The sequence below is a fragment of the Treponema sp. Marseille-Q3903 genome (assembly GCF_014334335.1).
Taxonomy (GTDB): Bacteria; Spirochaetota; Spirochaetia; order Treponematales; family Treponemataceae; genus Treponema_D.
The window spans coordinates 969708-994282 of the sequence record NZ_JACSEU010000001.1 but is presented as its reverse complement, the minus strand read 5'-3'; the positions used below and the strand labels follow the sequence as shown (position 1 = coordinate 994282).

Genomic DNA, 24575 nt, shown 5'->3' with positions numbered 1-24575 from the left:
GCGTGTTTCGCAGTTTGCTCGCACAGTCAAAACTGTGCTCGCAATTCTTACAATCCTTGTCGCAATTCCCCAGAATAATCGTTGATTCCACCGATTTCTATCACGTTTGTATAGCCGTAGCTCACAAGTTTTTTGCTTGCGTCTTTGCTTCGCCGACCGCTTCTGCAATAAACACAGATAGTCCGGTCTTTGTTTTTCAATAAAAGTTCTGTATTTTCTTTTGTCATCAATTCATTTGTGTGCAGTATTGCACCGGGAATATGACCTTCAGCATATTCGGCAGGGCGTCTTACATCGAGCAAAACATAATCATTATCTTGAGACATAAGTTTTAAACCTTCAGCCATCGAAACAGATCTAAAAGTCATTACAAACGCATCCTTTTTTGAAGATTTTGCACAACAAGGTATTATAGCCATCAATAAAACTATAAGTGCAATATAGTATTTTTTCATATTTTCCTCTATTTCAACAATGCAGCAATTTCAGGTCTTTTCCATCTCACTGCGATTGTGTATGCAGTATCTCCAGAAACGTTGCTGACTGTTTTATCTATTCCATACGAAATCAAATTTCGCACCATTGATTCAGAGCAAGTTTTTGCTGCGTAGTGCAAAATCGTGTTGCCTTTTACATCAGTCATGCTGCCCGCATATTTTACAATATTTGCAATCATATTTTTGTCTTCTTGTTCGAGAGCGATTGAAACTCCATTTTTACCTTTTCTATCTATCATCTGGAACGGATTTGCGCCATGTTCAAGGAGAATCTCAGCCGTTTTTACATCGTTCATCTCGATTGCATAAGATAACGGAGTATATCCTGATGAGTTTCTTGTATCTATCGGATAACCTGTCGATATCAAAAACCTTAAAAGATTTCCTGACATTTTGTTCCGCACGACAATGTGAACAGGTGTGTTGCCGTCGCTGTCTGTAATCGTATATTTTGTTCCAAGAACTTCTTTGATGATATCTATATTTTTATTTAAGACAATCGAGAACGGAGTATTGCCTTGTTTATCTCTCGAAAGTGGATCGCCGCCGGCATCTCGAATCAATTTGATTATATCTTTGTTTCCTGAATATGCGGCTTCATGGTAAGAATTGCGTCCGTTGATTTCCTGAACATTAGGATTTGCCCCGTACTCAAGCAAAAGTGCCACATCATCTACATTATTACCGCGAATTGCGTCCATCAAAATTGTCACACCTGTCGAATCGCATATATTCGGGTCTGCATCGCTTTCAAGCAGATTTTTTGCTATTTCATATTTTCCAGCGATAACTGCTTCTGCAAGTGCCGACTTACCAGCTGTATTTTGTGCATTGATATTTATTCCGAGCAACAAAAGTTTTGAAACAGATTCCAAAGCGTCCCATCGCACAGCAGTATGAAGAGGCGTACTTCCAAGATTATCGCGAGCGTTGATATTTGCGCCGCAGTCTACCACAACTTGAATTATGGTAGGATCGTTTGTCTTTGCCGCATTGAATAACGGAGTTTCTCCATTTGCATTTTTTGCATTGATATCTGCGCCTTTTGTGACAAGGCTCTTGATTGCGTTTGCATATTTCCATTCCGCTGCATAGTGAAGAACTGAATTTCCGCTTCCGTCTTTAGAAGAAATTGTCTGCGAAGTGATAAGCCAGTTTTGGATTGTTCCGCCGTATTTAAGCGCAATTCGCAACGGAGAATTGTTATTTGTGTTTGTTGAAAAAATATCGGCATTTTTAGCTAGAAGAATCTCACCTACTTTTTGTCGATTTTTCATAACAGCCAGAAAAAGGGCTGAATTACCGTCTCTGTTTCGTTCGTTCACATCTGTCGCAAGGCTTACGATGTATTTAATTTTCGAAAGAGGAGCATCTGTCATCAAAGCTATGTGAAGAGGTGTATTTCCATCGGAATCTTGAGAAACTACGTTTGAGCTTACGACAACAGCTTCAAGCATCTCGTCTGAGCCTGCGAGAGCCATTGAAAGAGGAGTATTTGCGTGAGTATCCTGCGTGTGGATATCGGCTTTGTTCATCGTAAGATATTTTACAGAAACTATGTCGCCTTTTTGAACAGCAATTGCAAGCGGCGTAACGCCTTCTTTATTGCGGGCATTTACATCAGCTCCATTTTTTACAAGGAATTCCAATGTCTTTAGACCTACGTTTAGCATTGTAGCTGTGTGCAAAACAGTATCGCCGAACATATCTTTTTGAAGAAGATTTGCACGATACTTTACGAGCAGTTCGTAAATGTCTTCGATTTTATCACGCGGAATAATCAGCATTACAGGAGTCTTCCCTATATTGTCTTTTGCATTTACATCTGCGCCGGCGTTCAAAAGCGATTTTACAATTTCAATATTTCCGTAGCGAACAGCTTCATGAAGCGGAGTTGCTCCAGAACTGTCTTGAACGCTTGTGTCGGCATTGTTTACAAGAAGGTACTTTGCAATCGCATTGTGGCCGTAAATCGCAGCGATATGAAGGGGTGTCTGACTATCGTCAAAACGCATATTTACGTTTCTGACGCTGATTGCATCTTGAAAGTATGAGAATTCCGTATCGACTTGCTCTGCACCGCCCATGATAAGCTCAGCCGCAATTTCAACAGATTCTTCATCATCGATATTCTGAAACGCAACATCGAGCGGAGTTTTTCCGCTATCATCTTTTACAGAAATCGGAATTCCTTTTTTAATGCACTGAACAATCCCTTTGAGATTTTTTGCTTTTACAAAATAATGCACGATTGTCTGACCATTTAAATCGCGCACTTCGCCGGCTTTTGTCGTTATAAAAATATCGTAATATTCATCATCAGATTGAAGCCCTAAATCGAGCGCTGTCATACCATCAGCATCGCGAGAAAAAAGAGTGTCGCTAACTGCGGCAAGTGCAGAAGCTGATTTTAAACAATAATTTTTTACAGCAACGTGAAGCGGCGTGTCGCCTTTATTATTTTTTATTTCAGGATCCGCACCTTTCAAAATAAAGTAAGTGATCAAGTCAGGATTATCAATCTTTGCGGCAAGATGCAAAACAGTATTTCCATCTTCATCTACAGCGTTGATATCTGAAGGTGTAACAAATTCGTTTTTAGCCGCTGCAATATTCCCTTCGCGCAACAACTCCTGCGGAGTTTTCTTCTTTTGAGACGAGGCACAACTGCCCAATAAAAAAATAAGGGTTAATATTAAAAGTGTTGATATTTTATTCATGTTTTCCCCACAAAATATAGTTGTCCAATTCTATATTTACTTATCGGAGAAAGCACATAGTAATTTAGCTATTTTTGAGCATTTCGAGCATTTTTCTAAATGCACTGTCGCCGTCGTGCAAGATTTTGGAACCACGCGTGATTTTGCACAGCGACATATTGAACTTTTTTGCGATGTCACGCTGAGTGGTGCCCTTGTCAATCTCTTTAACTAAAAGCCATCTGTTTGCAAAATCTTTTAATTCCGGTTTAGTAAAGAGATTAACAAAAAATTGGTACGTAAATTCTTCATCGTCTGCAACCTTCAAAAGATGGCACAATTCACGAATCGTTTCTTCTATATACGAAGCGTATATTTTGTTTTCCGATGTTTCTTTTTCGTTTTTATCCACAGAAACAATTATATACTATATTTTTATTTTTGTAAAAGCGATTCAATTTTAGCGGCGGCGACTTCAAGTTCAGGAATATCAAGGCTTTCAATATCTCCTGCATCGACAGCGCGGCTTGTTGATTCTTCCATTGGAATGCGCGCAAGGACCGGAATATTGAAATTTTTTGCAACTTCATCGATATTGCTTTTTCCAAACACTGTGATTTCTTTGCCGCATTCAGGGCATTTCACATAACTCATGTTTTCTACAATTCCGAGAATTGGAATATTCATCATGTTTGCCATGTTTACAGCTTTTTCTACAATGACGCGGACAAGCTGCTGTGGAGATGAAACTACTATGATTCCGTCTACAGGCAGCGACTGAAATACTGTAAGAGGAACGTCTCCTGTTCCCGGAGGCATATCAACAAACATAAAATCTACATCGTGCCAGATTACATCTGTCCAGAACTGCTTTACCGCACCTGCAATGACAGGTCCACGCCATATAACAGGATCTGTTTCATTCTGAAGCAAGAAATTCATAGACATAAGCTGGATACCGGAATCTGTAACTACAGGTTTTAACGCTTCCTGACCTTCTACCGATTCTGCACGAACTTCGCCTACCCCAAAACTTTCAGGGATTGAAGGACCGGTTATATCAGCGTCGAGGATTGCCGATCTAAATCCATCTTTATTTACTTTGCTTGCAAGAAGACTTGTCACAAGAGATTTGCCAACTCCTCCCTTGCCGCTGAGAATTCCGATAACTTTTTTAACGGAGCTACCTTTATGCAAACTAACTTGGAAATCTTTTTTTTCGCACGTTTCACCGCATGTACCGCAATCATGTGAGCATTCAGCCATATCTGTCTCCCATAAAAATTAAAAATCTATTTAAAATATAATAGTTTAATATCTAAAATACAACATAATTTTTAGGGAATATCCCCAGTTGTTTTTATCTACCAAACTCAGTATATTACAAATAAGTTCATTTTAAGCTAAAGCTGAGGTTTCTATTTTATGAAATTTTCTTTTAGACAATTTGTTGTCCCAAATCTTAGAAAACGACTTGCATTTATGCTGCCTGCTGTTATTTTGATGGGCTTTTTTATATCGCTTTTGATTGAAGTCGATTGGGGCATTGACCCTGCAAGTTTTATGAACTTGAATATTTCACATGCAATCGGACTTTCACTTGGAAATACTGGTGTAATTGTCTACGGACTGATGTTGATTTTTACTTTTATTTTTGGTCACTATATGATAGGTTTTGGAACGATTGCAAATATGGTTTTAATTGGCTATACTGCTGACTTCTGCCGGTGGATATGGGCAACGACTGGATTTCACGAATTTATTCAAGATGGAATTTTTGAAATTCGCCTTGCTATCTTCATAATCTCAATTGTAAGTTTTGTTATCACGGCTGCAATCTATATGAATGCACAGCTTGGTATTGCGCCTTATGATGCTTCCGCTGCGATTATCGCGAAATGGATGCCAAAAATACCTTATTTTATTGTCCGTATCACTTGGGATTTTGCAACAGTCGGAATCGGAGTTGTCGCTGCACAATTTTCTCCCGATGGAATGCAAGGTTCACTGATAGGTTCAATTGTAATGTCAATTTTGATAGGCCCTGCTGTCCAGCTTATTGAAAAGCCTCTCAGGAAAATTTTGTAAAAACAAGATTCCACAAGTTATTGCTCAAAATCAATCGACAAGGCAAATCCTCACTTTTTTAATTTTTTATTTCTACAAATTTTAATTTCAACACAATTTTTAATTTCGGTTTAGCGAAATTCATGTTATCATTATTGACAGAAAGCTTTCTTGTAAAAAGTGAATTAAAGAATGGAAAGAACACAATTAAATTCAGACCTCGCAAAACTGATTTCAACTTTTCTCATTGTCGTTGTATTTATGGTTATTTTTATTACAGCGATAAATTCCATAATCAACAGAACTTTCAACTCCGGTAAACAAAATTATTATGAAAATGCAAACGAGCTATTATACAGCTATTCCCGATTGGTAAGACTTCAGCTTGAAAATTACCGTTCATCGATTGGAGTTTTTTACATTGAAGATTTTTTATCGTCTGCATCAGATGAAGAAATTCATGAATTTCTGAAAAAAAACAGCTACAAAGCGAATCCTGATTTTTTTGAAATATATTATTTTGATAAAAAGAAAAACAGAGGATTTTTTTCAAATGGAAACATCATTGAACTGAATTCAAAAAATTATCCAAAAATTGAAAAAAATGATTTTTACATAAGCAATATCGACAATATTCCGGATTCGTATGAGAACGGTTTTATAATTGAAATTCCGGTCTTTGATAAGAGCAATAGTCAAAAAGGTTCTATTTGCGCATCTATAAAATTGAGCGACTTTACGGAACACCTCAAAAATATCAAAATTGGAAAAAAAGGCTCAATAATAATTCTTGATGGCGATGGCAGATTTATCACGAGCAGCAACGACAAACTGATTGGGAATAAATACTTTCCTTCTAACAAAAAATACAATGCTTTTTCTTCAGAATACATCGCAAACGCACATGCTGGAAAAATTGAATCGGTTTCTACAAAAGGTGAAATAATAGATTTACTTTTTTCAAAAATTAAAGAAACTCAATGGACAATCGGAGTTGTGCTTCCAAAAGCCGACATTCAAAGAATGTACGAAAAAAATCATAATACAAAAAAGATAATTTTTACCCTTACCTTTTCATTTATATTTATTCTTTTATTGATTGAAATAAAAAAGTTGAGTTATTTTGAGAAAAAACAATTTTTTATCAAGTTTCATGATCCGCTGACTCATTTATGGACACGCCAGCATTTTGAAAAAAAGGCGACAAAAATTTTAAAAGCAGACAGGGATTCTAAGTTTATGCTCGTTGAATGCGATATTCGCGGATTTAAATTTATCAATCAGAACTACGGCGAAAAAGGTGCGGACAAACTGCTTGTATTTTTTGCAAATATGCTTAACGAGTTTGCACAGGAATCTTGCGGAATTATTGGGCACGGATACGCAGACCATTTTTATGGATTTTTTAAGGTCGATTTGATACAAAAGACGATGTCTGTTTTTAAAGCAAATCTCGAAAAAGTTACTAAAGAAGCGAAATCATATGACATACCGTTTTTTGCGAAATTTGGAATTTCATTTTATATGCCGGAAAACGCAAACGATAAAATCACAATAAAAGAACTGATAGGACAAGCTTCATTTGCTAAAAGCACGATCAAAGACAATCTTTTAACGCAGTATTCCGTTTACAATTCCAGACTTCTCAAAAAAATCAATGAAGAGCGTTTTATTGAAAGCCAGATGCTTCAAGCGCTGGAAAAAGAACAATTTTTTGTAATGTATCAACCAAAAATTTCTCTTATAGATGAAAAAGTTGTAGGTGCAGAAGCTCTTGTAAGATGGAAAAGTCCTGAGCTTGGGCTTTTGTTGCCATCAAAATTCATACCGCTTTTTGAACAAAATGGATTTATAGTCAGGCTAGATTTTTTTGTATATGAATGTGTATTTAAGTTTTTGAGCAAGCAGATAAAAAATGGCAAAAAAATTATTCCGATTTCCATAAATATGTCTCGCAACCACAATAAACCTGAAAAGTTTATGCACGATTTTCTTGAACTGTTTAGAAAATATGATGTTCCGGCTGACTATATTCAACTTGAGGTGATTGAACGCTCATTTATGGACAACAACACTCTTAGAGAGATAACGACATTGCTCCACAAAGAAGGTTTTTCAGTTGCGATGGATGACTTTGGAAGCGGAGAATCTTCTCTGAATATGCTGACAAAAATTCCTGTCGACGTTCTTAAATTTGACAGGGATTTTCTTGAATCTTCAACAAACGAAGACGGAGCGCTCGACGATAAAGCTGCCGGTTTTATAAAAATTTTGGTAGACTTGAGCAAAAACCTTGAAAAGAAAACTGTATTTGAAGGCGTTGAAACTCAGCAGCAGCGAGATTTTTTGAAGTCGATTGAATGCGATCAAGCTCAAGGATTTTTCTATTCACGCCCACTTTCCGAAGAGGATTTTCTCAAGTTCATCGGGGAACATAGTTAGCATATCAGAGAAAAAAAGCCTGTAACAAAAAAAACGAACAAATATAACAACAGGCTTAATTACATTTTTGAAAGATACTTGTTCAAAATCTCGGTTGCCTGTTTCGGATTCGCCTTCCCATGAGACAGCTTCATAACTTGCCCCATCAGCCAGCCTGTGACATTCGTCTTGCCGCTTTTAAAATCTTCGATAGCTTTCGGATTTGCTGCAATCACGTCCTGCACAATCTTGTCTATTTCAGCAGAATCGCTGACAACTTTCATTCCTTTTTCTTTGATGATTTCCAAAGGCCTTTTGTTTGACGCCATCATTTCCGCAAAAACTTCTTTTCCTTGCTTTGAAGTAATTTTGCCATCTTCGAGAGCGTCTGCAAATTCCGCAATATGGGCAGGCGTAATCTTTACATCGCTGATTGTCTCTCTCTTTTCATTCAAAACTGCAAGGAGTTCAGCGAGGATGATATTTACGGCTTTCTTAGGATTTTTTGATTTTGCAGCAGCGTCTTCAAAAAACATTGCAAGCTCTTTTGTAGATGTAATTGTTTCAACATCAAAATCGGTCATGGAAAATTCTTTTTTATAACGCTGGCGTTTAGCTTCCGGGAGTTCTCCGACATTTTTAACGGCAGTCTCAATAAGTTCTTCGCTGACAGTAAACGGTTTAATATCGGGCTCTGTTGTAAAACGATAGTCAACAAAAGAGTTTTTAGTACGCATGATATTTGTGACGCCTTTTTCTTCGTCCCAGTTCATAGTGTTTTTGTAACCGGCAACAAACTCCTGACGGTCTTCTTGGAACTGCTTCAACTGGCGCTGAGCTTCGTATGTGCATGCCTCGCGAATTGACTTAAAAGAGTTTAAGTTTTTAATTTCGGAAATCGGAGTGTGATATTCTTTTCCATCTTCCCAAATGTTCAAGTTGATGTTTGCATCACAGCGCATATTTCCTTCTTCAAGGTTTCCGTTAGTAACTTTTACATAGCGAAGAATCTCCTGCACTGTCTGCATAAACAGCGCTGCTTCTTCAGGAGAAGTCATATCAGGTTTTGTTACAATTTCAATAAGCGGTGTGCCGCAGCGGTTATAATCGATGTAAGAATGCGAGCCCTGCAAGTGAAGAGATTTGCCTACGTCTTCCTCAAGGTGAATGCGTTCAATGCGGACACGTCTATATTTTTGACCGTTTGATTCAATTATACAATCCTCGCCTTTAAAGTTTTGCGGACGGCATTTTTTCCCACCGGGCTGCTCATCTTCCGGGAAACTTCTAAAAGGTAAATCTACATAACCGTCTGCACAAAGCGGAATATCATATTGCGTAATCTGATACCCTTTAGCCAAGTCAGGATAAAAATAATGCTTTCGGTCAAATTTTGTAAAACGCGCGATATTGCAGTTTAAAGCAAGACCTGCTACAGCTCCAAGCTCTACATACCCTTTAGAAATACGAGGCATTGCACCGGGAAGTCCAAGACAAACAGGACAAACACGAGTGTCCGGCATTCCGCCATAACGATTTTCGCAAGCACAAAACGCCTTTGTCTTTGTCAAAAGCTGAGTATGAATCTCGCAACCGATTACAATTTCCCATTTATCAATCATCATTTTCTCCCAAAACAGTGAAAAAAGTATATCAAAAAAATGATGTTGTTTCTACTGCTGCCATTTTGTGTATTTTTCACATTCAAGGATTTCCCTTGCTTTTTTCACACTTTCAACAGTCGGGCTTTCAAGATCTTTTAGCGCATACTCAATGCCTAAATCTTTATATTTTATAGCACCCAGCCCATGATAAGGAAGAATTTCAACACGTTCAACATTGTGCAATGTACGGATAAAATCGCGAGTCTGTATAAGATATTCCTCTTTGTCTGTAATGCCAGGAACAAGCACGTGGCGAATCCAGATAGGCTTTTTTATTTCATCAAGATAATAAAACATTTCGCGAATATTTTTTCCAGTTTTGCCGGTGAGTTTGACGTGCTCTTCTTCATTGATATGTTTTATATCCATCAAAAGCAAGTCGGTCACTTCCATCAGTTTTTTGAACTTTTCAAACCATTCGCCTTCTTTTACAAAAGGAGCTCCGGCCGTGTCTATGCAAGTATTCACACCGAGCGCTTTAAATTTTGTAAGAAGCTCTATCAGAAAATCAATTTGAAAGAGAGGCTCCCCACCGCTGACTGTTATGCCGCCTTTTTTCCCCCAGTATTCCTTGCAAGACATCGCCTCTTTTACAAGTTCGTCTGATGTGTAAAGTTTTCCATCTGTCATCTTCCAAGTATCGGGATTGTGACAGTATTTGCACCTCAACGGACAGCCGCTAAAAAAGATGATAAAACGAGAACCTGGTCCGTCCGCACAACCAAAACTCTCCAACTGATGAATATACCCTTGCATATTTTGCCCCTATCACGGTACATGACACCGATTTTCTTTCGCAAAGAACCAAATGATAAAAATTTTTACTTTGCTTTTTAAATATAACTATTTTCTAAACTTTTTTCCACTTTCGATGAAATTCATGTGCGCTTTATCTTTTCCTGAAAGCCGTTTTTGCCCCGCCTGCAATCGCTGACTTTCACAGTGTTTTGAATCAAAATCATTTCGTCCCAAATCCCAAAATGGATTTTTTGGATTTTTATCGCCGCGTTTTACATATTCGTTCCATTCTTCCGGTTCTTCAACTTCAAATTTTAAAAGCTCTCCTGTAAAAGGATGATTGAATTCAAGAGTGCGTGCGTGAAGACACAGCCTGCCAAAATGATCTGTATGAGCACGATGTTCTTTATCACCTGCGATTGGGTATCCGTGTGCTGCAAGATGTGCACGAATCTGATTTTTTTTCCCAGTATCGAGCGACAGTTCAAAAAGTACATGAGTTTGCCCTCTTAAAATAATCTTGTAGTTTGTACGCGCAGGAACGGTTTTAAACTCTGAAGAAGTTTTCCCGTTCCCGTTTCCGTTTCCGTTATCGCTCCAGCTACCGCGCAGATTTTCGTTTTTATTCTCACAATATCTTTCTTTTGGAACAAATCCGACATTGTGCGCATTTTGAGCGATCGGGTCATCTATTGAACCTGCATCCGGCAAGTTTTCCGCGTTGTGAGAAATTTCCGCAACTGCACGGTAAAGCCGCTCGATCACCATTTTGTGCCACGTGTTCATTATCTTCTTTTGGGCACTTTCTGTAAGCGCAAACATCATCACGCCGCTCGTATCACGGTCAAGTCGATGAACCGCATAAGGTTTATGATGAGTGTTTGCAGTTCCCGCTTTGCGCAGCATATCTTCCAAAACAGACTGAGCAGTTTTGTTTTTGCTTCCGGGATAAGGAACAGAGAGAATTCCCTCAGGTTTATAAATCACAACAATATGATTATCTTTGTAAAGAATTTCGATTTTTTCGCGATTGTGATTTTGTTTATAGCTTTCAGAAGTTTTTACATGCGATTTTATGTTCATTGCGACATATTATCATTTTGCAAAGACAAAAGATAGCTGTCACATTTTTTATCATTTTGCGACATCATTGAGAGACATCATTGAGAGACATCGCCGGACAAATCGTTTAAAAACTATTGACTTATGTGCGCTAAGAAGTATATATTTAATCTAGACAAAATACCGTGTGGGGGTATAAAAAAATGACTGAAAACGAAACAGAAAAATGCCGCTGTTGCAGTTCTAAAAAGAAAAAAGAACGTTCCCCTGAAGAATATAAACTATTGTTAAACAGATTGAACAGGATTGAAGGGCAAATTCGCGGCTTAAAAAAAATGCTTGAAAATGACGCTTACTGCACTGATGTTTTAATTCAAGCATCTGCTGTAACTTCCGCTCTCAATTCATTCAGCAAAGTTCTCCTTGCAAACCATATCCACACTTGCGTTGTCGACGACATAAAAAAAGGAAAATCAGAAGTTGTAGATGAACTTGTAGACACAATCCAAAAGATGATGAGGTAAACAATATGGAAAAATATGATGTAACGGGCATGTCATGTGCTGCCTGCTCTGCCCGTGTTGAAAAAGCTGTAACAAAAGTTCCCGGAGTTACATCTTGTGCTGTAAGCCTTTTGACAAACTCTATGGGAGTTGAAGGGACTGCAAGTGCAGCTGATATTATCAAAGCAGTCGAAAATGCAGGATATGGAGCTGAAATACAAAAAGCATCTTCATCAGCTTGTGAAGATTCATCAGAGAGAACGAGCATCGAAGGTAAGGCAAACGCATCTAGCTCGGCAAGCAAAGATAGCGAAATCACAAAACTTGTAAAAAGGTTGTGCTGGTCAGTGTTTTTTCTTCTTATCCTGATGTATTTTAGCATGGGACACACGATGTGGAACTTTCCATTGCCGACGTGGTTCAATGGAAATCACGTTGCAATAAGCTTAGTTCAAATGATTTTTGCCGCAATTGTAATGCTGATAAATAAAAAGTTTTTTATCAGCGGAACAAAAAGCGTTTTGCATGGCTCTCCAAATATGGACACGCTCGTTGCAATGGGCTCAGGAATCTCGTTCATCTATAGCACAGTTGTCCTTTTTGGAATGACAGATGCAGTCATTGCAGCCGATAATAAAAAAATCATGTCGCTTATGCACAATCTTTATTTTGAAAGCGCAGCGATGATTTTAACTCTGATAACTGTCGGAAAACTTCTTGAAGCTATTTCAAAAGGACGCACTACAGACGCATTAAAAAGCCTGATGAAGCTTGCACCGAAAACTGCGATTATTTTATCTGATGATGTAGAAAAAGAAGTTCCTGTAGAATCCGTAAAACCCGGAGATATTTTTGTTGTCCGACCTGGTCAAAATATCCCTGTAGACGGATTTATCGTTGAAGGAAATACATCAATAAATGAATCGGCACTTACAGGAGAATCTATCCCTGTTGATAAAGGTGCAGACAGCTCAGTTTCTGCTGCAACAATCAATATTTCAGGATACATAAAATGCCGTGCAACGAGAGTCGGAAAAGACACAACTCTTTCTCAAATCATTCAGATGGTAAGCGATGCCGCCGCCACAAAAGCACCTATCGCAAAAATTGCAGATAAAGTTTCGGGAATATTCGTGCCTGCCGTAATTCTGATTGCCGCAGTCACTTTTACAATCTGGCTGATACTCGGGGCGGAACTTCCGTTTGCATTGAGCCATGCGATAGCTGTCCTTGTTGTGAGTTGTCCATGTGCGCTAGGTCTTGCAACTCCTGTTGCAATCATGGTCGGTAACGGTGTCGGTGCAAAAAAAGGAATATTGTTTAAAACTTCCGCCGCTCTGGAAAATGCAGGACGCACACAGATTGTTGTGCTCGATAAAACAGGAACAATCACAAAAGGAGAGCCTGTTGTCACAGATATAGTACCTGCCGACAATTGCGGAGCGACAGAACTGTTGTATAAAGCATACGCACTTGAATCTAAAAGCGAACATCCTCTTGCAAAAGCTGTCGTCATTGAAGCAAAAAAACAAAATGCAAAAATACCGGAAATCGATGATTTTGAAGCTGTTATCGGGAACGGCGTTCGAGGCAAACTTATTGACGGCGGAAACGAGATTGAGCTTTACGGCGGCAAAATCGATTACATAAAAAAGATAACAGAGATTCCAGATGCACTTTCTGCGAAAATTGAAGAACTGTGCTCAGTCGGAAAAACACCGCTTGTCTTTGCCGAAAACATCAAAAAGGATGAAAAAAAGACTGTCCGCATTCTTGGGCTGATAGCTGTCGCTGATGTGATAAAAGAAGATAGCCCGGAGGCAATTTCAGAACTCGCAAGATTAAACATCAAAACAGTTATGCTGACAGGTGACAATGAAAAAACAGCAAATGCAATCGGTCAAAAAGCCGGAGTAAGCAAAATTATTTCGGGGGTTCTTCCTGACGCTAAGGCAGAAAATATAAAAAAACTCAAAAAAATCGGAAAAGTTATGATGGTCGGAGACGGAATAAACGACGCTCCAGCCCTGACTACCGCTGACGCCGGTGTTGCGATAGGAGCCGGAACAGATGTCGCAATCGACGCTGCAGACATTGTCTTGATGAAAAGTAAACTCAGCGATGTCGTGACTGCGATTCGCTTAAGCCGCTCAACGCTGAAAAATATCCATGAAAATTTGTTCTGGGCTTTTTTCTACAATATAATTTTAATACCTATTGCCGCCGGAGCATATCACCACGCATTCGGGCTCGATATGAACCCTATGCTTGGAGCCGCAGCAATGAGCCTTTCGAGTTTCTGCGTCGTCACAAATGCTCTGAGGTTGAACTTCTTTAGAGTAAAAAATAAAAGAGTTTCGGCAGTTGTAAAACAGTCGGAAAATGTAAACAAAATCAACGAGGAGTCTGATATGAAAAAGACAATCAAAGTAAATGGAATGATGTGTGAACATTGCGAAGCACACGTAAAAGAAGCACTTGAAAAAATCGATGGCGTTGAAAGCGCTGTTGCAAATCACAAGAAAGGCAAAGTCGTTATCACGATGACAAAAGATGTAGGAAAAGATGCATTGAAAAATGCTGTTACAGATGCCGGCTACGATTTTATAGGATAATTTTGTCGATGCGGTAATTTGTGATAATTTACAGCAAAAAAAATACCGTGTGAAGTATTCTCACACGGTATTTTTTTACTCGTCAAACTTTATATGACGATAATTACAAACTAGCATGGCAAGTACGAGCGATGACGTCGTCCTGCTGCTCTTTTGTAAGGTTGATAAATCGTACAGCATAACCAGATACACGAACTGTGAAGTTAGCATATTCAGGTTTTTCCGGGTGTGCTTGACAATCTTTAAGTTTGTCAACACCAAATACGTTCACATTCAAGTGGTGAGCTCCCTTAGAGAAGTAGCCATCGAGAACGTTTACAAGATTTTCAACTCGTTCAGTTTCGTTATGTCCGAGAGCAGATGGGTTAATTGTCTGCGTGTTTGAGATTCCATCAAGTGAGTATTTGTATGGAACTTTTGCAACAGAGTTCAAAGACTTAATCAAACCTTTTGTCTCTGCCCCATAAGATGGAGAAGCTCCCGGTGAGAATGGAGCATGTGCCGGACGTCCGTTAGGAAGAGCACCAGTAGCCTTACCGTATACAACGTTAGAAGTAATTGTAAGGATAGAAGTTGTAGGTTCGGCATTGCGGTATGTAGGGTGTTTCTTGATTTTGCCCATGAAAGACTTAAGCAACCATACAGCAATTTCATCAGCACGATCATCATCCTGACCGTAGCGAGGGAAATCTCCTTCAGGCTTAAAGTCACATGCAAGACCGTGGTCATCACGAATAACTTTTACTTTTGCATATTTGATAGCACAAAGCGAGTCAACTACGTGAGAGAAACCTGCAATACCTGTAGCAAATGTACGGCGCACATCGCTATCGATCAAAGCCAATTCAGCTGCTTCATAGTAGTATTTATCGTGCATATAGTGAATTGCATTCAAAGTATTTACATAAAGAGCAACAAGCCATTCGAGCATAACATCGTATTTTCTGATTACTTCATCATAATCAAGGTATTCTGATGTGATTGGCTGAAGCTCAGGACCAACCTGTGCATAAGGAGTGAGACCTGCCCCTTCATCTTTGCCGCCGTTGATTGCGTAAAGAAGTGCTTTTGCCAAGTTAGCGCGAGCACCGAAGAACTGCATTTCTTTACCTGTCTGAGTTGCAGATACACAACAGCAGATTGAATAGTCATCTCCCCAGATTGGACGCATCACGTCATCATTTTCGTACTGGATTGAAGAAGTATCTATGGAAATCTTAGCAGCATACTTGCGGAAATTTTCAGGGAGTCTCTTTGAGTACAATACAGTGATGTTCGGCTCTGGAGAAGGTCCCATGTTTTCCAATGTGTGGAGGAAACGGAAATCGTTCTTTGTTACCTGAGAACGTCCATCCTGTCCAAGACCGGCAACTTCTAGTGTAGCCCAAATAGGGTCACCTGAGAACAACTGATTGTAAGATTCGATACGTGCAAAACGTACCATACGGAATTTCATAACGATGTGGTCAACAAGCTCCTGAGCTTTTTCTTCAGTGAGGATGCCTTTTTTCAAATCACGCTCGATGTAACAGTCCAAGAAAGTAGATATACGACCTACAGACATTGCGGCACCGTTTTGAGTTTTGATTGCAGCAAGATAACCAAAGTACAACCACTGGAATGCTTCTCTAGCATTTGTAGCCGGTTTAGAGATATCATAACCGTAGATAGCAGCCATCGCTTTAATGCCTTTCAAAGCTTTAATCTGCTCTGAAAGCTCTTCACGCTGACGAATTATGTCTTCTGTCATCGTTCCGTTTCCACAAAGCAATTTATCTTCTTCTTTTTGTTCAATGAGATAGTCGATACCGTAAAGAGCAACACGGCGATAGTCACCTACAATTCGACCACGACCGTAAGTATCCGGCAAACCTGTCAAAATATGTGCTTTACGCGCTTTACGAATTTCAGGAGTGTATACTTCAAATACAGCATCTGAGTGAGTTTTATGATATTCTGTAAAAATTTTGTGAAGTTCAGCATTCGGTTTATAGCCATACATTTCACATGACTGTTCTGCCATCTTGATTCCGCCGTATGGCATAAATGCTCTTTTCAACGGTTTATCAGTCTGAATACCTACAACCTGTTCAAGCTCTTTTCCTTCCGGGCAAATATATCCGGCAGGGTGTGATGTAAGACTTGTGACAACATCTGTGTCCATATCGAGGACGCCAGATCTCTCTTTTCCATCTAAACCAACAGATTTTTTGTTGTGTTCAGCTTTCTGTAATTTCTGAAGTTCGCCAAACAATTTGTTTGTAGCGGCTGTAGGTCCAGTCAAGAATGATGAATCGCCATCAAACTGTGTGTAGTTAGCCTGAATAAAGTCGCGAACGTTAACTTCGCTTGTCCATAAACCGTCAGGATTAAATCCTTCCCATTCTGGTCTTAAAGTCATATAAAACCTCTTTTTCCGCAGGACTCCTTCATGATTCCCTTGGATATTAATTTACCGATTTCCATTGCGGACTCCTTTATGATTCCGGAATGAAATGGAAAAACTTTCCGTATCGGTATCGCTATAATAATAATGCATTGCATTTCTTTCTTCAAGCGAATTCTCATTTTTTTAGAAAAACTTATTGCGAATACACTATATTTAGTGTCATTTTAATTGTTTTTCTATTTTTTTACACAAAAAAAATAGAAAGCCTACATGACATAACGATTGCAGCCCAAAGAATGAATAAGAGCTAAAAATTAAATTTTAAACACTACGCCAATCTTATTGATCGGATATCCAAACTCAAGATTTACGCCAAATGAATCAGTAAAAAACCATGATGCACCTAAGTTAAGTCCCCAATCACCACCGATGTGATGTCCTGACGGATATACTTTTGAAAAATTGACACGAAAACCGTATTTTATTCCGGCGTACAAATCAAGTTTTTTGGGAGGCATCATCATGTGGTATTCGGAACTGCCGCCAAATAAAACAGTAAAATTGCCATAGTTATGATTCAAATTATCGTAAGATGCCCCTACATATCCGCCAAAAGTAAACGGAAGTTTCCATACTGGGCATGCAACCTGAAGGTCAACTATTGCATAAGGCAAAGACCACCTGCCTGTATTAACCGCGGTAAAAGGCGACCAAGAAAATCCGGTGTCAACAGACAAAAGCACATCGCCTTTTTTGATTCCGTTTCCATAGTTGCACCATGAATTAGACCAATCAAAATCTTTTGCGAAAGCTGATGTGCTGCACATAAGCACAACCATGACTACCAATATCTTTATTTTTTTCATCATAGTATATATCTCCTATTCATTTGATATGAGATTACCATAACGCATTTTTACAACTTGTTCAAACTAGTTTATATTCTTTTTCCGGTTCTACAATTTCAACATGTGAAAATCCGGCGTCTGCCAGGTGTTGTTTGAATCCTTTTTGCTGCTCTGCCTCTCCATGAACTAAGAAAATTTTTTTGAGTCTGCTTGTGTCGATTTCGTTAAGCCATTCAATCATTTCGCTGTAATCAGCATGTGCGCTGAACCCATTGCATCGCTCAATCTTTGCGCCGACCTTGTACATATCGCCGAGAATCTTCACTTCTTCTTGACCATCATATATACGGCGGCCGAGAGTATTTTCTGCCATGTAACCTACAATCATCACAGTATTTTTGGGGTTTGTGATTTCGTTTGCGAGATGATAGAGAACGCGCCCCGCTTCGCACATTCCATCGGCAGAAATAATAATCATAGGGCCTTCCTTTTTATTGAGCCGCTTCGATTCTTCAACGCTCGTCGTGTAAGTCAGAGAATTAAAACCAAAAGGATTTTTGTGATGTTTCAAAAAAGCTTCATTTACGCTTTCATCGTAGCACTCAGGGTGAACGCGAAAAACAGAAGTGGCATTGCTAGCCATCGGGGAATCGACATAAATAGGTATAACAGGAATCTTTTTTTGGTCAGTAAGGAGATGAAGATAAAAGACGAGTTCTTGAGCTCTTTCGATTGCAAATGACGGTATGATGATTTTGCCTTTTTTTGCACATGCTTCGCGGACAATTCGCTCAAGTTCTTTCATAGCAAAATCGTGGTTGACGTGGAGCGTATCACCATAAGTAGATTCAAGATAAATGTAATCTGGGGCAGGCATATCTACGGAAGGATTTCTGATTATCGGTTTACATTTGCGACCAATATCTCCTGTATACAAAATTCGAGTTTCTTTTTTGGGATTAGTTTTATTCGGGTTGATTGTGATGTTGGCGAATGCAGAACCGAGTATGTGCCCTGCATCAAAAAATTCCAGTTGAACGTCAGGGGCAATGAACATCTTCCTATTGTATGAAAGTGAGACAATCTGATTTGCGGCACTTATGCAGTCAGCTTCATTGTAAAGAGGTTTCCAACTGAATTTTTCGCCTTTTTTTCGCGCTTGTTTTGCAAGGAATTCGGCATCATGCGCCTGAATGCGTGCGCTGTCCATCATCACTAGATTTGCTATGTCGCGAGTTGCGGGGGTTGCATATATGTTCCCAGAATATCCGTGTTTTGTAAGAAGAGGCAAAAGCCCCACATGATCGAGATGACCATGAGTTATAATGACCGATTCAAGCTTGTCAGTGTCAATTTGAAAATTACGATTTTTTTCATCGGATTCTCTTCTCTTTCCTTGAAACGAACCGCAGTCTACCATAAATATTCTGTCATCAATCTGAAAAATATGTTTAGAGCCGGTAACTTCTCCTGCAGCACCTAACGAAAAACATTTTATTGCCATAAATTAATCTCCACAAACTTTATTTTTTTATTATACGACCGGTTGAAAGATATTACAAACTTTTATACAAAATCAAAAAAAACAGCGACATTGTTATTCACAGTTAGAAAAGCAAACCGCCCGCAGCGACATCTCAATTCTCATGTACCGTTTAAAAGTCGGGAAAGTTTGATTGCTAAAATCCGATTATATGATATATAATATAGGAATGTATAACCGTAAATTTGACACTCCACCGAAAAAACTTATTAAAAATGGGCAAGCAGCATTCGGAACTTATTCCGGTGTTTCTCCAAAGATAGACATCAGAGGAATGCACGCACCTTACGCGGGCATCCCGATGCCTGTTTTCCTTTCAAATTTGCGAATAAAAAGTTGCCTGAGATACGTTTTTTCTGTTGAAAAATATATAGGTTTCGCTCAGTTTTACGATTTTAAAGCGCTTGGGCTCGCTCAAACCATAATATGGGATAAAAACTCCGGTAAAAAATATGTTTACCACGTTATAATGCCTCCGCGCCTCCGATTCGTTCCAAATGATACAACGAGAGGTATTTGTGCAAGTTACAGAAAGTCTCGTTTTATGAAAATTTCGTGGGGACGGCACCATCAGCACAATGCACTCACATTGAATTTAAAAGGTGACAACGTCCGTCCTAATATTGAAGCGTTGTTTTATTCACTCCGTCACGATGCGATGTACAACGACGCAATGTTTGTAAACCCGTCTCCTAGCTCTTCGCGTGTATCGGCTACGTGGTTTTCTTCTATGAGTTTGCACAGCCGAATAAAAATCAACGATGAAATGGCAGAATCTGATGGTCTTGGAATGATGATTTTGAATCGTGCATATTTTAAAATGCAGACAAAAACTACAGTGATTCAGGCGCTCGGTAAAATAAAAGACCAAAATGTTGAATTCAGTATTTCATCTTCAAACCTTGATGCAGCAGATGCCGACAGCTATAACAACAACGTTCTCGTCGTAGATGGCAAAATCACGGCACTTCCATCAGTATACATCACGCACCCTTTTGGAATTAATGAAAAATGGATTATTCAGGATACGGAAAGTATGATAGACCTTACTTTTACTCCTGTTTCAATAAATTCAAGCATCCTCAATCTTATTGCGCTCCGTACAAGTTACAACACAATTTACGGAACATTTGAGGGCGTCCTACTTACATCTGATGGAGAAAAAATACCTTTGAAGAATTTTCCAGGAATTCTTCAAAAAGGTGTTTTAAGGATTTAGGAGGGGTATTTTGAATGATGATCATGTAAGAAAAACTGCGGACTGGGAGCCCGGTACTTTGGATAAAACTCGTAAAAATATTGGTGAAATCAGTGACACAGACGCTGCAACAATGGCCAAAAAACTTGGGGGTGAGATACTTTATGAACGCTCATTTTCAGCATCTTCTGCCGCAAACAGTGGAAATTCTTCAAAAGCAGGCAGAATTATGAGACAATCAGGAAGCGGGAGCTCCGGCTCAGGGGCAAACAGCGGCTCAAATGCGAACACTGCTGCAATGCTGGCTGCAAAGAGACGAAAGCGTGAAGAGCTTCCATCAATTTCTAAAAAAACAGCGGCAATAATAGACAAGATGATGATGTCTCCCGAATATAAAATTAAACCTAATTACGGAATGTTTAATTTTATCAGGACTTTACAAAAAAACGGAACAGAAAAAATAATTCCGGGTTTTTATGAGTACGACCTAAAACAGATGATGGAGCACATGGAAAAATTTATCACTGTCATAAAAACTTTGATTCAAATTGCTCCTTCAACATATAAAGCGAAAATTGCGAATGGAACAGATATCAAGTTTAAATTTCTGAGAACTGTCGCAGGCTGGTCAATGCAGACTATAAAACTTGAATATATCAATCTTGATAGTTATTCGGAACCATTGATAGTTGCCGACTTAATTCCTTTTGTACGGGCAGTCTACAAGCCATTAATCACAGTCTATTATTACGGCAACAACAAAATACCAAAGCTGATTAAAGAAATCTACTCTGATGAAGCTGCTTATCCTGAATGCCCAAAAGAAAAGCTTTCGAATTTTGCAAAGCAGGCAATCACTGAATGGCTTTATATCGATACGGAAATCATAAAAAAACTTTATCCTCTTCTCATGAGAATGTGCAGCGATTCTTTTGACTATTATCCTTCATTTTTCAATTCAAAAGCAGGAGAAATTCTCAAATTTGTAGGTTTGCATAAATTCGATCTTCTTCTGCCTGAAAAACCTAAAGAGCCAGCACCTAAAGAAAACAAGCCGAAAGTCACGCCGCCACAAAAAGGAATAAAAGACGAGACAGTTATTACAGGTTTAAAACTTTTAAATCAGATGTTCCCTGAGGCAGGTTTTGACAATCTCGATAATCATCCAGACTTGTTCCCTTACTTCCAGCCTTTATTTAAATTTAAAGACGGATTTAATCTCCTTGCCCCTGATAATCCTGTTCAGGTTATCGTTGTGCTTCAGCATATCATTGAAGATTGTTTCCACGGTTGTCACAACATAAAATTTGTAGAGACAGACAGTTCAAAAAAAGGTACTGATAACATCATATCAATAATCGATGAATGGGCTGCATATCGTGAAGACACTTTTGAATTTCTTTACTGCGAACCGCTGTGCGACCTTGTGAACTCAACGTATTCTCAACCGGATTTTGTAAAATCTCACATAGGAAAAAGAATGATTACAGATTTGCTGTGGCAAGTCACTTATCATTTTATGCCAAACTTTAAATTCGAAAAACTGATCCTTGAACATCCTGTAGACGAAAGCAAGTATAGACCGCTTTTCCACAGGACAGATTACGCACGCAAGTATTTAACAGTTTTGATAAATGAAGTTGACAGGCAAGCAAAGACTCGCGGCAAGTGCAACCTGATTGAAAATCCATGGGAACACTACAACTTTGATATTCCGAATGAGATTTCAAAACGCCTCGATGTTCTGTTAGGAGCTCAGAATAGAACTGCAAATACAAAAGCGACAAATGCAAATCTATTGAAGTACACGCTCTGTTTTATTGCAGTCCTCGACTGGTTTATAAACAACCCCGACAGCCCTGCATACAGCACTGATCCGATGCATATCTGGCGAGTTTCAGATACAGATGGAAAGCCTCTGTTCTCCGTCCCGCTAAGAACGGACCAAAATAAATTGTTCGCAGACGCAATTCGTGCAAGTTATAAAAAATCTGCCAAGTAGAGATTAATTCAATCTGTTCAAAAGGTACGGGATTGCAGATTCAAAATCTACACCGTACCAATTATAATCTCTGTGGCTCAACGTGCATTTTATAGACTCAACGACAAAATCAGCTGCGAGTTTATATGATTCGGAAATGGAAAAACCTCTCATCATAGCTCCTGTCAAAACGCTTGCAAAAATGTCGCCGGTGCCATGAAAACTCTCGCTCATTTTTTTGTGAAAATACCAGCCGAATTCATCTGATGTCGAGTCATAAGATGCAATTCCTATTTCGTTTTCATTGAATTGAACACCTTTGAGGACGACTTTTTTTGCACCGAGTGCTGCGAGGCTTTTTAAGATTTTTTCGACATACTCTTTATCATAACCGCTTTGAATATATGGAACACCGAGCAGATAGCTTGCTTCTGTCATATTCGGAAGAATTATATCAGCTTTGCCAGAGAGTTTTGCCATCGCAAACGCAAATTCCTGTGTAAAACCTGGGTAAAGTTTTCCGTTATCTGCCATGCACGGGTCAACGACAGTAAGTGTATCTTTCCCGCCAAAATCGGCGATAAGTCTGTGCATCAGCTCCAGCTGTTCAAACGACCCAAGATAACCGGTATAGATCGCATCAAAATGAATTTTTTCCTGTTTCCAGTGTTCACATATCGGCAAAATGTCTTGAGTGAGGTCTCGGAATGTGAAACCTTTGAATGCCGTGTGCGTTGAAAGAACAGCAGTTGGCAAAACGCATGCTTCAACTCCCATCGCAGATATTACGGGAAGCGCCACAGTCAGTGAGCATTTTCCAACACAAGAAATATCTTGAACAGTGATGATTCTTTTCATTTTCATCCTCTTTTTATAAATAGCATGATTATAAAGTGTGGAACTGTCACAAAAAAAATAACTGACTTTTGGTTTGCGACACCCATTGTTCGGATAATATACCATAATTTTGCTTCTATTTGTTCCATATTTCATATACTTTTCACATTTTTTTTATTATATTAGTTGTTAATAATCTGAAAAATCGAGGTATAAATAATATGAATAAAAAAAGAATTCCAATCACATTGCTCTGCGGTTATCTTGGGGCAGGGAAAACGACTTTGCTGAACAGAGTGCTTACAAATCAGAAAGGTTACAGAGTTGCTGTCATTGTAAACGATATCGGAGAAGTAAACGTCGACGAAAAGCTTATCTCTAAAGAAGCGCAGATTAAAGATTCCGGCTCAATCGTTCCTTTAACAAACGGCTGTATCTGCTGCACGCTGAAGTCAGATATGGTGAATCAGATTGAAGAGCTAATGAAAACAGGCAAATACGACTACATCATGATCGAAGCGTCAGGTGTTTGTGAACCTATGCCGATTGCACAGGCAATTGAAACTATCGAAATAGGAAAACTTGACAACGTCGTCGGAGTTGTAGACGCAAGCCGCCTTGTTGACGAATTTGACGAAGGCAAATCACTGTTGAAAGATGGAATTGAAGAAGAAGATATCGAATCTCTTTTAATTCAGCAGATAGAATTCTGTTCTACATTGATAGTAAACAAACGCGACTTAGTTACTGACGAGCAGATGAAGATGGTTCGTGCTGTAATCAACAAGATTCAGCCGACTGTAAAAGTGATTGAAACAATCAGGTGTGATGTTCCTGTTGAAGAAATCATGGGAACAGACAGGTTTGATTTTGAAACTGTTTATGCGAGTGCGGGCTGGGTAAAGGCTCTCGAAGAACACGAACATGAAGATGAAGAAGATGATGAACACGATGACGAGCATGAACACGGACATCATCACCACGAGGAGCATGAACACGGTCACGGTCATGACGAACACAATGAAAGTCACGGTCATCACCATCACCACCACGAGCACAAACATGAAGGAGAATCTGAAGATGAATACGGAATCGGCTCGTTTGTCTATTACCGTCGCCGCCCGTTCAACCGTCAAAAACTAGACAAATATGCGAGCAACTGGCCGCGAAACATCATACGTTCAAAAGGCGTAATATGGTTCAGCGATGAAGACGAAATGGCTTACGTCCTTGAAACATCAGGGCGTCAGATTCAAGCAGGCTATTCAGGAAACTGGCTCGCATCGTGCCCACCGGCAGAACAGAAGAAAGTCCTCGCAGAAGAACCTGAAATGCAAAAAGACTGGGATGAAAAAGTCGGTGACAGAATGATCAAGCTAGTAATTATAGGACGTCATCTTGACAAAGAACAGATTTCTAAAGACCTCGACGCCTGCCTCGACTGATTTTGAAAAATTAAAAACGCCATCTGAACAAAACCGGTGGCGTTTTTATTTAACTTTGATTCTGCCGT

18 protein-coding genes are annotated in these 24575 nt (G+C 39.2%); 7 read left to right on the top strand and 11 right to left on the bottom strand.

From position 1 onward, the window contains the following. Positions 1-47 precede the first annotated feature (47 nt). The 4 genes from H9I37_RS04505 to H9I37_RS04490 form a co-directional block, all read right to left on the bottom strand. A complete protein-coding gene (locus tag H9I37_RS04505) occupies positions 48-455 on the bottom strand; it encodes a rhodanese-like domain-containing protein (protein WP_187381272.1) in 408 nt (135 codons plus the stop codon). Between the two features lie 8 nt (positions 456-463). Then, the gene (locus H9I37_RS04500) at positions 464-3217 is read right to left on the bottom strand and encodes an ankyrin repeat domain-containing protein (RefSeq protein ID WP_187381271.1); all 2754 of its coding nucleotides are present in this window, start codon (positions 3215-3217) and stop codon (positions 464-466) included. Between the two features lie 64 nt (positions 3218-3281). Next, the gene (locus H9I37_RS04495; protein ID WP_370586892.1) at positions 3282-3608 is read right to left on the bottom strand and encodes a Trp family transcriptional regulator; all 327 of its coding nucleotides are present in this window, start codon (positions 3606-3608) and stop codon (positions 3282-3284) included. Between the two features lie 23 nt (positions 3609-3631). Further along, the gene (locus H9I37_RS04490) at positions 3632-4462 is read right to left on the bottom strand and encodes an Mrp/NBP35 family ATP-binding protein (protein ID WP_187381270.1); all 831 of its coding nucleotides are present in this window, start codon (positions 4460-4462) and stop codon (positions 3632-3634) included. Positions 4463-4621: 159 nt separating this feature from the next. Between H9I37_RS04490 and H9I37_RS04485 the strand changes: the two genes are divergently transcribed. Then, on the top strand, positions 4622-5284 hold the full coding sequence (locus tag H9I37_RS04485) for a YczE/YyaS/YitT family protein (protein WP_187381269.1): 663 nt from the start codon (positions 4622-4624) through the stop codon (positions 5282-5284). A 171-nt stretch (positions 5285-5455) separates the two neighbouring features. Next, entirely contained in the window at positions 5456-7705 is a 2250-nt protein-coding gene (locus tag H9I37_RS04480) for a GGDEF domain-containing protein (protein WP_187381268.1), read from the top strand. A gap of 59 nt (positions 7706-7764) precedes the next feature. Here H9I37_RS04480 and gatB read toward each other — a convergent pair whose 3' ends face one another. The 3 genes from gatB to H9I37_RS04465 all read right to left on the bottom strand — a co-directional run bounded on the left by gatB (position 7765) and on the right by H9I37_RS04465 (position 11169). Further along, positions 7765-9309, bottom strand: coding sequence for an Asp-tRNA(Asn)/Glu-tRNA(Gln) amidotransferase subunit GatB (gene gatB / locus H9I37_RS04475; protein WP_187381267.1), 1545 nt, complete (start codon positions 9307-9309; stop codon positions 7765-7767). A gap of 48 nt (positions 9310-9357) precedes the next feature. After that, positions 9358-10104: a pyruvate formate-lyase-activating protein gene (gene pflA / locus H9I37_RS04470; protein ID WP_187381266.1), complete on the bottom strand. Its 747-nt coding sequence runs from the start codon at positions 10102-10104 to the stop codon at positions 9358-9360. Between the two features lie 87 nt (positions 10105-10191). Next, complete coding sequence (locus H9I37_RS04465; RefSeq protein WP_187381265.1) at positions 10192-11169, bottom strand: RluA family pseudouridine synthase; 978 nt, start codon at positions 11167-11169, stop codon at positions 10192-10194. Positions 11170-11351: 182 nt separating this feature from the next. On the opposite strand from H9I37_RS04465, the gene H9I37_RS04460 reads away from it, so the two are divergent. Together H9I37_RS04460 and H9I37_RS04455 are read left to right on the top strand one after the other, a co-directional pair. Then, complete coding sequence (locus H9I37_RS04460) at positions 11352-11672, top strand: metal-sensing transcriptional repressor (protein ID WP_187381264.1); 321 nt, start codon at positions 11352-11354, stop codon at positions 11670-11672. Between the two features lie 5 nt (positions 11673-11677). Further along, positions 11678-14266 carry a heavy metal translocating P-type ATPase gene (locus H9I37_RS04455; protein ID WP_187381263.1) on the top strand — a complete coding sequence of 863 codons (2589 nt, stop codon included), beginning with the start codon at positions 11678-11680 and terminating at the stop codon, positions 14264-14266. A 103-nt stretch (positions 14267-14369) separates the two neighbouring features. On the opposite strand, the gene pflB is transcribed toward H9I37_RS04455, so the two are convergent. The 3 genes from pflB to H9I37_RS04440 all read right to left on the bottom strand — a co-directional run bounded on the left by pflB (position 14370) and on the right by H9I37_RS04440 (position 19007). After that, positions 14370-16667, bottom strand: a complete 2298-nt coding sequence (gene pflB, locus H9I37_RS04450) for a formate C-acetyltransferase (protein WP_187381262.1) — start codon at positions 16665-16667, stop codon at positions 14370-14372. A gap of 302 nt (positions 16668-16969) precedes the next feature. Further along, a complete protein-coding gene (locus tag H9I37_RS04445; protein ID WP_187381261.1) occupies positions 16970-17524 on the bottom strand; it encodes a hypothetical protein in 555 nt (184 codons plus the stop codon). Between the two features lie 58 nt (positions 17525-17582). Continuing rightward, positions 17583-19007: an MBL fold metallo-hydrolase RNA specificity domain-containing protein gene (locus H9I37_RS04440; protein WP_187381260.1), complete on the bottom strand. Its 1425-nt coding sequence runs from the start codon at positions 19005-19007 to the stop codon at positions 17583-17585. 190 nt (positions 19008-19197) lie between these two features. Between H9I37_RS04440 and H9I37_RS04435 the strand changes: the two genes are divergently transcribed. Further along, the gene (locus tag H9I37_RS04435) at positions 19198-20265 is read left to right on the top strand and encodes a DUF2804 family protein (protein ID WP_187381259.1); all 1068 of its coding nucleotides are present in this window, start codon (positions 19198-19200) and stop codon (positions 20263-20265) included. 10 nt (positions 20266-20275) lie between these two features. Next, entirely contained in the window at positions 20276-22246 is a 1971-nt protein-coding gene (locus H9I37_RS04430) for a hypothetical protein (RefSeq protein ID WP_187381258.1), read from the top strand. A 3-nt stretch (positions 22247-22249) separates the two neighbouring features. Here H9I37_RS04430 and H9I37_RS04425 read toward each other — a convergent pair whose 3' ends face one another. Next, entirely contained in the window at positions 22250-23083 is an 834-nt protein-coding gene (locus H9I37_RS04425) for a pyridoxamine kinase (protein ID WP_187381257.1), read from the bottom strand. 200 nt (positions 23084-23283) lie between these two features. On the opposite strand from H9I37_RS04425, the gene H9I37_RS04420 reads away from it, so the two are divergent. After that, a complete protein-coding gene (locus H9I37_RS04420; RefSeq protein WP_187381256.1) occupies positions 23284-24507 on the top strand; it encodes a CobW family GTP-binding protein in 1224 nt (407 codons plus the stop codon). The last annotated feature ends 68 nt before the right edge of the window (positions 24508-24575 follow it).